Source organism: Streptomonospora alba (assembly GCF_000826685.1).
GTDB lineage: Bacteria > Actinomycetota > Actinomycetes > Streptosporangiales > Streptosporangiaceae > Streptomonospora > Streptomonospora alba.
On the sequence record NZ_JROO01000033.1, the window covers coordinates 1 to 13,144 of the forward strand.

10 protein-coding genes are annotated in these 13,144 nt (G+C 71.2%); 1 reads left to right on the plus strand and 9 read right to left on the minus strand.

Going from position 1 to position 13,144, the window contains the following annotated elements; genetic code table 11:
• Positions 1-110 precede the first annotated feature (110 nt).
• From LP52_RS17600 to LP52_RS17635, 8 genes are all read right to left on the minus strand, one after another.
• Entirely contained in the window at positions 111-1,148 is a 1,038-nt protein-coding gene (locus tag LP52_RS17600; protein WP_202966133.1) for a methyltransferase, read from the minus strand.
• 34 nt (positions 1,149-1,182) lie between these two features.
• Positions 1,183-2,283, minus strand: a complete 1,101-nt coding sequence (locus LP52_RS17605; protein WP_202966134.1) for a methyltransferase — start codon at positions 2,281-2,283, stop codon at positions 1,183-1,185.
• Positions 2,280-3,977, minus strand: coding sequence for a class I adenylate-forming enzyme family protein (locus tag LP52_RS17610; protein ID WP_052809982.1), 1,698 nt, complete (start codon positions 3,975-3,977; stop codon positions 2,280-2,282). The genes LP52_RS17605 and LP52_RS17610 overlap by 4 nt, the downstream gene beginning before the upstream one ends.
• A gap of 89 nt (positions 3,978-4,066) precedes the next feature.
• Complete coding sequence (locus tag LP52_RS17615) at positions 4,067-6,880, minus strand: helix-turn-helix transcriptional regulator (protein WP_084723289.1); 2,814 nt, start codon at positions 6,878-6,880, stop codon at positions 4,067-4,069.
• A 574-nt stretch (positions 6,881-7,454) separates the two neighbouring features.
• Positions 7,455-8,060, minus strand: a complete 606-nt coding sequence (gene wrbA / locus LP52_RS17620; RefSeq protein WP_040275105.1) for an NAD(P)H:quinone oxidoreductase — start codon at positions 8,058-8,060, stop codon at positions 7,455-7,457.
• A gap of 39 nt (positions 8,061-8,099) precedes the next feature.
• The gene (locus LP52_RS17625; RefSeq protein WP_040275106.1) at positions 8,100-8,780 is read right to left on the minus strand and encodes a DsbA family oxidoreductase; all 681 of its coding nucleotides are present in this window, start codon (positions 8,778-8,780) and stop codon (positions 8,100-8,102) included.
• 190 nt (positions 8,781-8,970) lie between these two features.
• Positions 8,971-9,867 carry an NAD(P)H-binding protein gene (locus tag LP52_RS17630; protein ID WP_157036371.1) on the minus strand — a complete coding sequence of 299 codons (897 nt, stop codon included), beginning with the start codon at positions 9,865-9,867 and terminating at the stop codon, positions 8,971-8,973.
• A complete protein-coding gene (locus tag LP52_RS17635) occupies positions 9,864-10,976 on the minus strand; it encodes an NAD(P)/FAD-dependent oxidoreductase (protein ID WP_040275107.1) in 1,113 nt (370 codons plus the stop codon). The genes LP52_RS17630 and LP52_RS17635 overlap by 4 nt, the downstream gene beginning before the upstream one ends.
• A 274-nt stretch (positions 10,977-11,250) precedes the next feature.
• Between LP52_RS17635 and LP52_RS17640 the strand changes: the two genes are divergently transcribed.
• Positions 11,251-11,631: a VOC family protein gene (locus LP52_RS17640; protein ID WP_040275164.1), complete on the plus strand. Its 381-nt coding sequence runs from the start codon at positions 11,251-11,253 to the stop codon at positions 11,629-11,631.
• 509 nt (positions 11,632-12,140) lie between these two features.
• On the opposite strand, the gene LP52_RS17645 is transcribed toward LP52_RS17640, so the two are convergent.
• Positions 12,141-13,100 carry a LysR family transcriptional regulator gene (locus LP52_RS17645; RefSeq protein ID WP_084723291.1) on the minus strand — a complete coding sequence of 320 codons (960 nt, stop codon included), beginning with the start codon at positions 13,098-13,100 and terminating at the stop codon, positions 12,141-12,143.
• Between the last annotated feature and the right edge of the window lie 44 nt (positions 13,101-13,144).

Below are 13,144 nucleotides of genomic sequence, written 5' to 3' on the forward strand. Positions count from 1 at the left end.
CGGCCCGCCGCACGGGTGCCACGTTTCGCGGCGGGGATGCGCACGACCGGTCCGGCCTGCCGAGCCCGGTCGGCTCGGCAGGCCGGACGGCCTTTCGCCGGCGGCGCCGATCAGGGCTTGCGCGCCCGGACGACCCCGTTGGCACCCACCGCGTCGAAGTACTCCGCGCGCGGATCGCGGAACCCGGCGTCACGCAGCCACTGCGCGTACTCGGCAGCCGTGTAGTTGCAGCCCTCGGTCTCGACGAGCTTGTTCAGGCTCATCATGGCCGCCGGCACCGGTCCTGTCCGTTCGTCGTTGACGAGGAGCTCGCACAGCAGCACCTCGCCTCCGCTCTCCAACGCGGCGAAGGACTTGGCCAGCAGCTCGCGGTTGCGCTCCTCCGGCCAGTCGTGCATCACCATCGAGAACAGGTGCAGGTCGTGGCCTTCGGGCAGGGCGGGGTCGCGGAAGAAGTCGCCGGCAGCGACCGAGACACGCTCGGCCAGCCCGGCCTTCGCCACGTTGGCCTCGGCGATCTCGGCCACGAAGGCGAGGTCGTATACGGTCGCGCGCAGCTCGGGATACATGCGGCACAGCTCGATGTCGAAGGCGCCCGAGCCGCCGCCCACGTCGAGCAGCGAGCGGAAGCCGGAGAGGTCGAGCGCCGATCCGAGGGTTCGGGCCGTCAGCCGCGACATCGCATGCATGGCCTCCCAGAACATCTCGACCATCCGGGGATCGGCGCTTTCGAAGAGCGAGCGATCCCGGTCGGGGTCCCAGGTCGTGGGCCGGTTCGTGCGCACCGCCCGGCTGAGTTCGTCCCAGCCCGCGTAGAGCCGCTTGTCGAACATGGTCACCAGGCCGCCCAGGTAGTCCTCGCTCCCGGGGATCAGGTAGCGGCGAGTCATCGCGCTGTTGCGGTAGCGCTGCCCGCTTTTGTCCAGCAGGCCCAGCGCGGCGCAGCCCGTCAGCAGCATGCCCGCCGGGCGCGTGTCGATGTCCCAGTCTCGGGCAAGTTCGTCGATCGTCGTCCCGTCCTTGGCGGCCAGGTGGCCGAACAGGCCGAGCTCGTGGGCGGCGGCGAGGGTCTTGAACTGCCAGAAGCTCGTCGCGAGCTGCATGAGGGGCAGAGGGGAGGCGTCGGCTGTCGGTCCGCTTTCGGTCATGACTCTCCTGACCATCGATGGTTGAGGGGCGGGATCAGGCTCGTTCGGCCACGAGGACGCTGGTAGGCGACGAGGTCGCGCGGACCTCGCGCAGGTGCAGCCCGGCGCGCTCGAACAGCGGCGCCCACTCCCGCGCGTCGCGGATGCGGCCCTTGAGCAGGGTCAGCATGACGATGTCCTGGAACTTGCCGAAGTGCGGTGCGTCCCCGCCGGGCGGCACCTCGTCGATGACGACGACCTCGCCGCCCGGAGGCAGGACCGCACGGATGTTGGCGAGGATCCGCACGGCGTCGGCGTCGTCCCAGTCGTGGAGGGTCCAGGAGACGACATAGGTGTCGCCGCCCGCGGGGACCGCTTCGAGAAAGTCGCCTCCTTCGCAGCGCACCCGGCCGCCGATCCCGGCCTCGGCCACGACGGCCTCGGCTTCGGGGACCACCCGCGCAAGGTCGAACACGACCGCCGTCAGGTCCGGGAACCGCTGCGCGATCATGGCGACGAGGTGCCCCTGCCCGCCGCCGACATCGACCAGGTGGCGGCAGCGACCGAAATCGTAGGACTCCAGTACGGCGGAGTTCACCATCCGCGCCATGCCGCCCATCGCCCTGTTGAACAGCGTCGCGATCGCCGGGTCGGCGGCGAAGTACTCCCACCAGCTCATACCGTGCTCGTGGTCGAATGCGGGGTGCCCGGTGCGCACGCTGTGTCCCACGGCGCCGAAGGCCCGCTGGCGGGCCGGCAGCGCGACGTAGCGGGCGAGGTCGGCCATCGAACTCTCCGCGTCGCCGCGCAGGGTCTCCGACAGTCCGGTGTGGCCGAAGGTGCGCGGCGCCGTCTCGGTGAAAACGCCGACGCTGGCCAGCGCCCGCATCGCGCGGTAGAGGGCACCGGGGTGGGCGCCCGCGGCCTCAGCCAGGTCGTCGACGTCTCGGGGCCCGTCCGCGAGCGCGTCGGCCAGACCGAGCTCGACCGCGACGACGAGCAGCTGGCTGACCAGCGAGCTGTAGAGCATCTCGTACATGCGAACGGCCGCCGGCTTGTTCGCGCCGCTCAGCGCACCGCCGGGCATATCCGGGACGGTGCCGGCCTCCGGTTCCGCGGATCCGCCGCGGACGGCTCTGGCGTCGGTGTCGGTCACGACGCGCTCCCTTCTGCGTCTCGGGCGAGGAGCCCGGCGAAACGTTCACGCAGGCGCCGCTTGAGCACCTTTCCCGTGGGGCCGAGCGGGAAGTCCTCCCCGCTGCGGGCGGCGACCGCGGCGGCCAGCGGGGTGAGGCCGCGGACGGCCAGGGCGTCGTTGACGAACCCGGTCAGGTCGTCGGGCTCCGGCACTCCCGCGCTCAGTCGCACCGTGGCCGCCGGCGCCGAGTACCCGCTTATGGGATCGGGCACGGCGAAGACCGAGCAGTCGTCGATTCCGGGGCAGCCCAGGAGGGCCTCCTCCAGCGGCAGGCTGTAGACGGGGCCCGAAGCGGTGTGGACGACGTCGGGCACACGGTCGAGGTGGAACACGCGGCCGTCATGGTCGCGGTAGACCACGTCGCCGGTCAGCCAGTACCCGGCGAAGGAGGACCGCGCCGTCAGCTCGGAGTCGTTCCAGTAGCCGGGGGTCACCGTGGGGGTGCGCACGCCGAGCCGGCCCGGCTGTTCGGGCGGCAGCTCGCGGCCGTCGTCGTCGAGGACGGCCACCTCCTCGACGACGTCGATCGGCGTTCCGACACAGCGGCCGTAGTCGCCGCTCTCGGGATCGCTGACCTTGCGGAACAGCGCCATGCCCATCTCGGAGGAGCCGAGGCCGTCGATGAAGCGCGACCCGGGACGAAACCCCGAGCCGTCGGGCCGGCGGCCGTGCCGCACCAGGGCTCGGATGTGTGCCTCGTGCGCCGAGTCGCCGGTGTTGATCCAGGTGTGCACGCGGTCGAGGCCGGTGTCAGCCAGGTCGGTCGTCGCCAGCTCCACGTACGTCTGCGGAAACGCGACGACGACGGTCGGTGAGAACTCGCGTGCGGCCTCGCGCACGGCATCGCCCGAGGGGTCGGCGACGACGAGCGTAGGAAGTCCCAGCAGGGTCGCTGTCATCAGGTAGCTGATGCCGGCCGAGTGCGCCTGTGGCAGGGCCGTCAGCATCCGGTTCTCGTCCGCCTGCGGGAACTCCACCAGCCGGTCGCGCTTGCCGAGGAAGAACTGCCGGTGGCCGAAGGTGGCGGCTTTGGGGATCCCGGTGGTGCCGGAGGTGTGGCACAGCATGACCGGGTCGGCATCAGCGTGGGGGTAGGGGAAGACCGCGGGGAGCGCGCCCTCCGTGCGCGACCGCGGCAGCTGCTCCGGCTCGGCCCGGAAGCGCATCCGTGCCGGCAGGCCGCCCGAGGCGTCGAGCCGCGCCAGCCTGTCGGAGTCGGCCACCACGCCCACGCTTCCGATGCGCGCCATGTAAGCCGCCGCGATTCCGGGCTCCATGCGACCGTTGATCAGCGCGGGCACCGCGCCGAGCGCGCTGAGGGCCAGGTAGTGCAGGAAGTAGCCGATCCCCTCGTCCAGGTAGACCCCGACCGGGTCCCCCTTGCCCACACCGGACTCGTGGTACCAGGAGGCGTAGGCGTCGCGGATGCCGGTCAGCTTCTGCAGGCTCAGCGGCTCGGCTTCGGCGGCCTTGCCGCCGCTGCGGCAGGCCCACAGGAAGGGGGACTCGGAGGCGGGGTGCACGCTGCGGACGCGGTCCAGGAAATTGCCCATGCCCAGACCGGAGTCGGACAGCAGGCGCAATCGCACGTCCAGTGGGGTGGCGGCGCGAGGACGGTAGTCATTGTCGAGTGAGCTGCTCGTGTCATGCATCGTGACCTCTTCAGCGATCTCGGCCATGAGGGTGCCGCGTACCGCGGTCGCCCGTGGTCGAGACTGCTCGGCTCGGCCCCGGAGCGGCATCACGCGTTCGCGCGATCCTCGCCGTCGGCGCCGTCGTCCGCCGGAAGGGTCGAGGTGTCGTTCGCCAGGACGTAGCGGGTCAGCTCGACCCTGCTGTTGACACCGAGCTTGGTGAAGCTGTGCCGCAGATGGCTGTCCACCGTGTGCGGTGAGAGGAAGAGCTTCTCTGCGACCTCGCGATTGGTGAGCCCCTCGGCCACCTGGCGGACCACGCGCAGTTCCGCGTCGGTCAGGCTCCGCCATCCGATGCTCCACCGCGACGCGCTCTCGGGGAGTCTCCGTCGGACCCGCAGGCGGCCCAGCATCTCCTGCAGCCGCGCCGCGTCGCGGCGTGCTCCGCAGGCCGCGAACTCCTCCAGGGAGCTTTCGGCGAGTTCGACCGCCTCCTCGCGCTTGCCGTGCGCGACGGCGAGCCTGGCGGCGTCCTCCTTCGCCGCGGCTCTGGCCAGCGGCCGCGGACCGTCCTCGAAACCGCGCACGGCCGCGCGCAGGTCGCCCAGGTCCGCGCGCAGTACGCCCTCGGCGTGCCGGTGGGCGGCGGCGGGAGTGCCGACCGCCGGATTCCGCTCGCTCAGCGCACGCGCCTGGCTGACAACGGCGTCGGCCTTCTCGGGGGCACCCGCCCGGTGCAGGGCCACGGCCATGGCCGACGCGGCCTGGGGTTCACGGACCAGCAAGGATACGCAGTGGGTCGTGCCCACCACCCCGTTCAGCGCCTCCACGACCTTCCGGGACTCCCCGGCGACATCGGCGAGCCGGGCGCTCATCCACACCAGTGGCGTGGGCAGCGCCTTGCTGCGGGAGGAGGCCAGGCGCCCGGCCTCCTCGACATGGTCCCGGCAGCCGGCCAGCTCGTCGCGGTGGAAGGCGACCCTCGCCAGGACCCAGCGCAGGCGCAGGTTCTGGCCATAGGCGCTGAACTGCTCGGCGATCTGCAGACCTACCTCGGCCTCGGCTTCCGCCTCGTCCAGCCGACCCGCCGCAAGCAGCAGTTCGGAACGGTGGTAGTGCCAGAGAGGCTGGGCCCAGGCCGTTCCCAGCCGTACCGCCTCCCCTTTGTCGGCGGCGAGTGCCGCCTCGCCCTCGCCGAAACGGTCCGCGGCGGTGAGTGCCGCTGCCAGCCAGATGCGGGGGTGGCGGTGCCGCGCCTCTCCCCCGACCTCGTCGGCGATACGCACCGCCTCGGCGCCGTGGGCCACGGCGGCGGCCAGCCGCCCCTCGTCGATGGCAGCCCGGCAGCGGCCCCCGTAACCGCAGGTCGCCGCCGCGAACTCGGCCGATTCGGCACCCTCGTGGACGGCGTTGCGGGCCGAGGCGTCAGCCGACGTGGCGAAGTCCGGCGCGGCCTGCTCGTCGAGCAGTCCGTGGGCCCTGATCGCATGCAGCTGCGCCCGGATGTTCTTCGGCAGGCCCGGGATGGCCAGTCCGCGGGCGGCGTCGACGACCACCGAGCCGTGATCGCCGCTCACGTAGAACGCCTCGGCCAGGGCGAGCAGCAGCGCGCCCTCCTCCTGCGGCGACAGGCCGGTGCGCAGTTCATCCTCGCCGAGGCAGCGCGCCTGTTCGGGGCGGCCGACCTTGGCGAGCAGGCGTACCGCTTCGGCGACGAGCGGGGGGCGCCGCGCATCGTCGGCACCGAGCGCCTCCAACACGTGCACGATGAAGCTGGCCGCCGTGTGCGGTGCGGAGAGGCGCATCTGATCGGCCGTCCGCAGCAGGACCCCGAGTGTGCCTTCGTCGTCGGCCCGTCCGCCGTGGCGCAGGTGCACCGCCGTCTCGCCGACGGGGCGCCCCTCCTGCTGGGCCAGCGACGAGGCCTCGCGGTGCAGGGCCGCCCGCACCGGACCCGCCAGAGCTTCGTACATGGCGGTTCGGATCAGGTCGTGGCGGAAGGCGAACTCGTCGCCGCGGTCGATCAGGGCTCCCACTTTCACGGCCTCGTCCAGGGCGGGCAGCACGTCGACCGGGGAGCGCCCGGCCAGGCGGGCGAGCTCGTGCACGGCGAAGGGCCGAGTCAGGACGGAGGCCACCTGCAGCAGCCAACGCGTGCTGTCGGTCAGGTTGTAGAGCAGGCGGTCTTCGCCGTGCAGGGACTCGGTGCAGGAGCCGTCGCCGACGAGGACCGCCTTTCCCTCGCGGATCTCGACCTGGCCTCCGTCGCTCAGCGCCCCCAGGGCGCGTTCGACCAGGAAGGGATTGCCACCGGTGCGGTGGGCCACCGCGAGGATCCCCTCATCGGGCTCGGCTCCCAGCAGGTCGGTGCTCAGCCGTGCCACGTCGGCTTCGTCGAGCGGCCCGACGGCGACGCTGTGCGCCCCTTCTGCAAGCAGCCAATCGATCGACTCCTGCGCCCGGCCCGAGGCGCATCCCAGCCGCCGCACGATCAGCCACAGCACCGGAAAGGTCTTGAGCTCAGGAATGAGTACGCGCATGGCGAGCGCGGCGACCTCGTCGGCCCACTGGGCGTCGTCGAGCACGACCATCAACGGCTGCTCGCGTGCGGCGTCCTCGAGCCGTCCGCCGATGCTGTCGACAATCTGCAACCCGTCCATGCCGGCCATGCTCGGCGATGCCAATTCCCGCCCGCAGGAGAAATTACGCAGAGTCGTCATCGGAACTTCGACGTCGAGTTCCGAAGCTCTTCCGGAACAAACCCGAACGCGCCGACAATCCGCGTAGTCCAGTACCTCCTGAGTAAGATGAGTCTTACCTATTCCGGCAGGACCCTCCAGCACGATGCATTCGCCGACCCCGTTCTCCAGCGAGTCCACGGCGCCGCGCAACCGCACAGCAACCGCCTCCCTGCTGACCATTGAATTCTCGGAAGGACGCCTGGTCACCTGTACCCCCTACAAGTGAGAACTCGCAACTTCCTGCGAATACAGCGAGGCGGATCCCGGTTTTCCAAGATCAATTTCCTATGCCCACCGGGAAGCCGTCGCGGTTGCACGCCGACATTTTACACCTTTCCCGGATTATCGCCACACCTCTACGCGATTCCGACATAGCCAATCGAAGCGCCGCACAAGCGCACGCACCCGGAAGAACGGAATCCGGCGGCAACCCCCGCGCGAACTGGGCGTCGCATTCCATCCGCATGATCAACTTATGCAGAATTTACGGCGAGCCCTTTCGAGGCCGGCCGCCGCTGCCGCGGGATGGGCGGGCCGGGCTGGGGGCCGCCCTGCGTATGGCCGCGATCGGCCAGGCTCCTCCCCGGCCTACGCGCCTCGCTCGGGCCATGCCCCCGAGAACCAGGAAAGGCCCTGCCGGCGAGCCGGCAGGGCCGATAAGAGGACGGCGATCGTCCCGATGTCCGCGATCCGGCGCGCCTCGCCCCCGGGGAGCACCCGGCGCACGGGGCCTCGGCAAGCGCCGGAAGTAGGATCAGACCCTGCCGCGCACGAACTGGGCAGCGGTCTCGGCGACCCGGCGGCCCTGGAAGTTGGCCACAGCCAGCTCCTCCTTGCTGGGGTTCTTCTGCGCATGCGTGCTGCTCGCGCCGTAGGGGTTGCCGCCGCCGGCCGAAACCGCCTCGTCGGTGTAGCCCAGAGGGACGATGATGGACCCCCAGTGCATGAAGACGTGGTACATGCTGGTGATGGTCGTCTCCTGTCCCCCGTGCATCTCGTCCGCGCTGGTGAAGCCGCTGACGATCTTGTCGGCGAGCTTGCCCTCGAACCAGAGGCCGCCCGTGGTGTCCAGGAACTGCTTGAGCTGCGACGAGACGTTGCCGTAGCGGGTCGGAGTGCCGAACACGTAGGCGTCGGCCCACAGGAGGTCGTCCAGCGACGCCTCGGGGATGTCCTTGGTGGCCTGCTGGTTTTCGTACCAGTCGGGTTCTTCGTCGATCACGCTCTGGGGGGCGAGTTCCCCGGCACGCAGCAGGCGGACCTCGGCGCCCGCATCGGCGGCGCCGGCGTGGACCTCCTGGGCGAGCTGGTGCACGTGGCCGGTCGAGCTGTAGTAGATGACCGCGACCTTGGCTGACATGGATGCCTCCTCGTCGTTTCTCTTTCGGTGCTGCAGGAGTCAGGGCAGGGCCCTGCGCAGGAGGTCGGCGTAGACGCTCGGGTCGTCCCGTTCGACCACGGGGAAACCGACGCCCTCCGCTCCCTCCCAGCTGAGCTGGATGCCCGGGTTGTGCACCCAGGTGCCGTCGGGGAAGAAGAGCGTCGGGCTGCCCTGGACCGTGTCGCCGCTGCACAGGGACACCTGCTCTTCGATGTATGCGCGGGCCCGTCCTGCGACGAGCCCCTCGCGGATCGCCGCGGCGTCGAGGCCGCAGGACTCCGCGACGGCAAGCACCTCATGCCTCATGGAGATGTTGCGGCTCTGGCCGAACAGAGCCCGGCGCAGCGCCCGGTCGAAAGTGGCGCTGACCTCCAGCCCCTGCTCCTTGGCGATCTCGACCGCTTCCATGGCCAGGACCGTCGTCACGGGGTAGTCGTGCGGCGGCGCCTGCCACACCTGCCATCCGGCAGCGGGTTCCAGCCCGCCGGCGACGGGGATCTCCGCGTCGAGGATCAGCTTGGGCGTAGCCATGTCGTTGATCAGTTCCAGGGGGAACGGCCGGATGTCGAACCGGACCTGCTCGCTCAATCCGAGCGAGCAGCGGGCCGCGAAGAGCCGGTAGTGGGCCACATGCGCCCATGGACAGCCGATGTCGGCGTAGACGGCGATTGTTCCGGGGGCCACCTCGATCGCTGTCATGATCCCTTCCCACTTCCCAGGAGACCGGCCAGCACCGGCGTGCGCGGCCAGACCGCCCACAGCCAGCGGCTTTCGCATACTCTTCGACACTAAACGGAATTCGTTCCGGATGCAATGAGTCGCGGGCCGACGCGGCCCCGCCCTCCACCACGGCGCCCTGCGCAGCGGCCGACGGCGGAGGAAGCGGCCGTCACACCTGCAGGGCGAAAGACGGCGCGGCCTGCGCCGCGAAGTCCGCGAACCGGCGCGGCGCGCGACCGGTGATCTCCTCCACGGCGGAGGTGACGAGCGAGCCCTCGCCTGCCCGCAGCGTCGAGTACAGGCCCAGGCGGGCGTTGATCGCCCACTCGGGTGCACCGCCGGCGCGCATGTTGGCCGCCGTCCGCTCGGGCGGGACGTCCACGTAGCGCACCGGCGTGCCCGTCGCGCGCGCGAGGTGTCCCGCGATCTCCGCGAACCCGAGCGCCTCGGGGCCGGTGAGGTCGTGGGCTCCCTGCACTCGCGCAGGTTCCAGCAACGCGGCGGCCGCGCACGCGGCGACGTCCCGCGCGTCGACGAAGCTGACCCGCGCCTCGCCGATGGGCAGCTCGAGAGTGCCGCGTGCGGCGATGGTGGAGCGCCACTGCAACGAGTTCTGCATGAAGGCGTTGGGCCGCAGAAGGGCGTACGCCACCCCTGAGGACTCCAGCACGCGGTCGGCTCTGCCGTGCTCGCGGTGCACCCGGATCGGGGACTCCGACGCGGCCCCCAGCGCCGAGACCTTCACGATCCGCTCGACACCGCAGGCACGGGCCATCCGCACCAGTCGGCTCTGCAGCTCGTCCTGACGGGGGCGAAGAGGCGTGATCAGGCACAGCGAACGCACGCGCACGAGTGCGTCCCCCATCGCCTCATCGCTGTCGAGATCGGCCTGGACGGTCTGGACGCGGCCCTCGAAGTCCGCATCCGAGCCGGGGCGTACCACCGCCAGAGGCGGATGACCGGACGAGAGGAGTTCCTCGACCAGCGCCCGTCCGACGGTGCCCGCGGCGCCGGTCACCATGATCGGTGCGCGTCCGCGGTCCGCCTGCGTCGTCGCCCCGCTCATGCTGCCTGCGTCGCCCGGTCGGTGCACCGCGCCAGGATTCCGGCGAGGCGATTCTCCTGGGCGCCGTCGGCCAGCAGCTCGCCGAGGACGGGTGCCATCTTGAAGAGGTTGTGCCCGGTGACAGCGGTGACCCCGTCTGTGTGCCAGACCCCGATGGCGTCGCTGCCCGCGGGAAGCTTCGTCATGGAGCACACCCGGATCCCGACCGGTTCCGGGTGCAGCCCGGGAAGCGCCCGTTCCACGTAGCGCGAGAGGCGGCGGACGTGCTCCTCCATCTCGGTTCCAGGCGGCAGGCCGCCGTCCATGGGGACGTCGACGCCCTTGCCGATCATGCCGATCACATAGCGCCCGGTGGTGCCGATCGGCGACCCGTAAACCATCGGGCCGAACTCACCGGAGCGGTCGACCCAGCAGGGCAGCGGACCGGAGGCGTGCTCGTCGCGCACTCGGAAGTGCGGTCGCGCATGCAGCGCCGCCTCCAGCGGGATGTCGATGCCCACGCCCGCAGCCAGGCGCGGGGTCGCCGCACCGGCGCAGATCAACACGTGCCGGGCGCGGTAGATCGCGTCGGCGGTCTGCAGCTCGACGCCGCCGCCGTCTCCGGGGTCGCAGACACCGTGTACCTCCTCGGAGACGATCCGGTCGCCCACCCACGACGTCAGCGCCTCGATGGTGCGGCGCGATCGGATCGCCCCCGAGTCCGGGTCGACCAGCAGCCGCCCCGACACCGGGCGCAGCGGGCCGAAGACCTCCGGCGCGAGCTCCCCCTCAACCCAGCGGTGGGCGATTCCGTGCGTGTCCAGTCCGGCGGCATCGGATTCACCGAAGCCCAGGTAGGCGGTTCCCTCCGAGCCGACGAGGGTACGCCCGCAGCGCTTCTCCCAGTCCCTCCAGAGAGCCAGTGAATCGGCGACGAGCCGCACCACATCCTCGTCGTCGTGTCGGTTCCGGAACGTGCGGGTCAGGCCTCCGGACTGGCCCTGGCCGGGTCGGCGCCCCTCAAAGCACACCACTTCGGCGCCGCGCCGGGCGAGCGCGTCGGTGGCTGCCAAGCCGAGCACGCCGGCCCCGATGACCGCGACGTCGATGTGGCGACGCAGTTCGCTCATGCTCCCGCCTCCGCGGTTGGTTGGGTCGAGCCGTACCGGAACCGAGTGTGGAGCGGAGAAGGGCGCGTTTCGTCACGTGTTCGCGCCATACGCGCCCGGCACCGCGGCTTGCGCCCGCCCGGCGGCCTTGCCGACACGGCCCGCGCCGCGGCCCCACGACTGATCGCGTGAACACGGGATGGCCGCGGGGGCGGTACGGGGGACGCTGGGTGCGCGGATCGCTGCGATCCGCTCGACCGGCGGAGTGCCTCCCGAACCCGAAGGAGCTGTCAACGTGGCTGAGAACGTCAACGTAGTCGGACCGGACTTCCTCACCCTCCAAGTACGCGACCTTGAGCGGTCGCGCCGTTTCTACACCGAACTCGTCGGGTTCCATACGGTCCCCTCGAAGGTGCCCAACGCCGCCGTGCTGGGCAGCGAGCCGATCAAGGTGGCCCTGCGCCAGGCGACCGACGACCTCGACGAGGTCGCCAAGCTCGCCTGGGGCGTGGTCATCTGGATCAAGGCCGAGGACCCCGACAAGATCGCGGGCACGCTCGCCGACAACGGCGTGCCCATCGTCAAGCCGCTGTGCGACGGCGCCTGCGGGCGCGAGTTCATCTTCGAGGACCCCGACGGCTACCGCATCACCATCTACGAGGGCCAGCCCGACTGACTCCCGTCAGCCGGGACCGGGCCGCGGTGGCCGATGGATCCGCCTCGCCGGTCCGCTCCAGTCCCGCCCGGGTGCGCGCGTCTCCGCCCTCCGGCACCAGGACCACGGTGCCGGTACCGCTGTCGGCGCTGCGCAGGTCGCCGGTGGAGGGGGCCGGACCGCGCCGCCGCGAGCAGCCATGGCGGGGACGCCGTACTCGCGGGCACGGCGGGGCCGGGATGGCGGGCGGCATCCGATGTGAAGCGGGCGCAGCCGGTGGCCGGTCCGGCCTCGCCGACGGGTCGGAGGGCCGGGGACGACGCTGCTCAGGTCGGCTGCCTCAGCTGATCCAACCCGCGCGCAGCGTCCCCGAAGGCTCGGTTCAGCACGGCCTCACTGCGCCACTGGTGGGCACACGATCGCGGGCAACCCGGCCCGACGGCTTCGATCCGGCGGTCAACGAGGCGCCGAGTGGCACGCCCCTCGCCGCGGCCCCGGTGCGCCGACTTCGCACGCGGGGTGCATGCCCCCTACGACGGAGCGCGGACGCGGCCTGCCACGCACGTCGCGCTGCCGGCCGCCGCCGCGTCCTGGCCCCGGGGAGTGCTACCCGCGACCTCCCGGAGCAGTTCGAGGGTGGCGCGTGCTGCGGGGGTGTGGTCGGCGGCGTCGTGCACCACCGCGTAGATGGACCGGACCGGGGTCGGGCGAACGACGCGGACGCACGTGACCCCGTCGGGAAGGTGGGCCGCCCCGAGCGAGGGAAGTACCGTGAGGCCGATTCCGGCCTCGACGAAGGCGAGCGCGGTCGGGTAGTCGTGGGCCTCGACGTGGAAGGCGGGTGCGAAGCCCGCAGCGGTGCAGGCCTCGACGAGGTTGGCTCGGCACCAGCCGCGGGCGAAGTCGTTGTCGATCCACCGGTCGTCGGCGAGCTCGGCCAGGTCCACTTCGTCCCTGCCGTCGAAGCGGTGCCCGCGGGGCAGCACCGCGACGTAGGGGTCGTCGAGGAGGTGGTGTCCGGTGAACCCCGTGCCGGGGTCGAAGCCGCTGCGCGCCACGGCCACCTGCACATCGGCGCGTTCCTCGGCGGAGAGCGGGATGTGCTCGCTGAGTTCGAGGTCGAGCCGTACGCCCGGAAAGTCGGAGTTCAGCCGCCGAACCACATGCGGCATCCACGCCGCGCCCACCGACGCGAAATAGGCGATGGTCAGCGAACCTGTGCGGCCCGACCGCAGGTCCGTCACCAGCGACTCGGCCTCTCCGAGCCGGGCGAGCAGGCGATCGGCTTCGGCGGCCAGCGCGTTCCCGGCGGCTGTGGGGCGCAGTCCCCGACCGGAGCGCGCGAACAGGGTGAGCCCCGTCTCCCGCTGGAGGGCGGTGATGTGCTGGCTGACCGCAGACGGCGTGTACCCCAGGTTGGCGGCGGCCGTCTGGACCGATCCGGACGCCACGACGGAGCGGAAGATCTGGAGCCGATGCACGTCGAGCATGTGCCGAATATACAGCAGGACTGAATCGTCATGAAGAGATAATC

Coding starts and splice junctions, on each gene's coding strand:
- LP52_RS17610 (WP_052809982.1), bottom strand. CDS start 3,977: ATGCATGACACGAGCAGCTCACTCGACAATGACTACCGTCCTCGCGCC.
- LP52_RS17630 (WP_157036371.1), bottom strand. CDS start 9,867: ATGAGCGGGGCGACGACGCAGGCGGACCGCGGACGCGCACCGATCATG.
- LP52_RS17625 (WP_040275106.1), bottom strand. CDS start 8,780: ATGACAGCGATCGAGGTGGCCCCCGGAACAATCGCCGTCTACGCCGAC.
- LP52_RS17645 (WP_084723291.1), bottom strand. CDS start 13,100: ATGCTCGACGTGCATCGGCTCCAGATCTTCCGCTCCGTCGTGGCGTCC.
- LP52_RS17635 (WP_040275107.1), bottom strand. CDS start 10,976: ATGAGCGAACTGCGTCGCCACATCGACGTCGCGGTCATCGGGGCCGGC.
- wrbA (WP_040275105.1), bottom strand. CDS start 8,060: ATGTCAGCCAAGGTCGCGGTCATCTACTACAGCTCGACCGGCCACGTG.
- LP52_RS17600 (WP_202966133.1), bottom strand. CDS start 1,148: ATGACCGAAAGCGGACCGACAGCCGACGCCTCCCCTCTGCCCCTCATG.
- LP52_RS17615 (WP_084723289.1), bottom strand. CDS start 6,880: ATGGTCAGCAGGGAGGCGGTTGCTGTGCGGTTGCGCGGCGCCGTGGAC.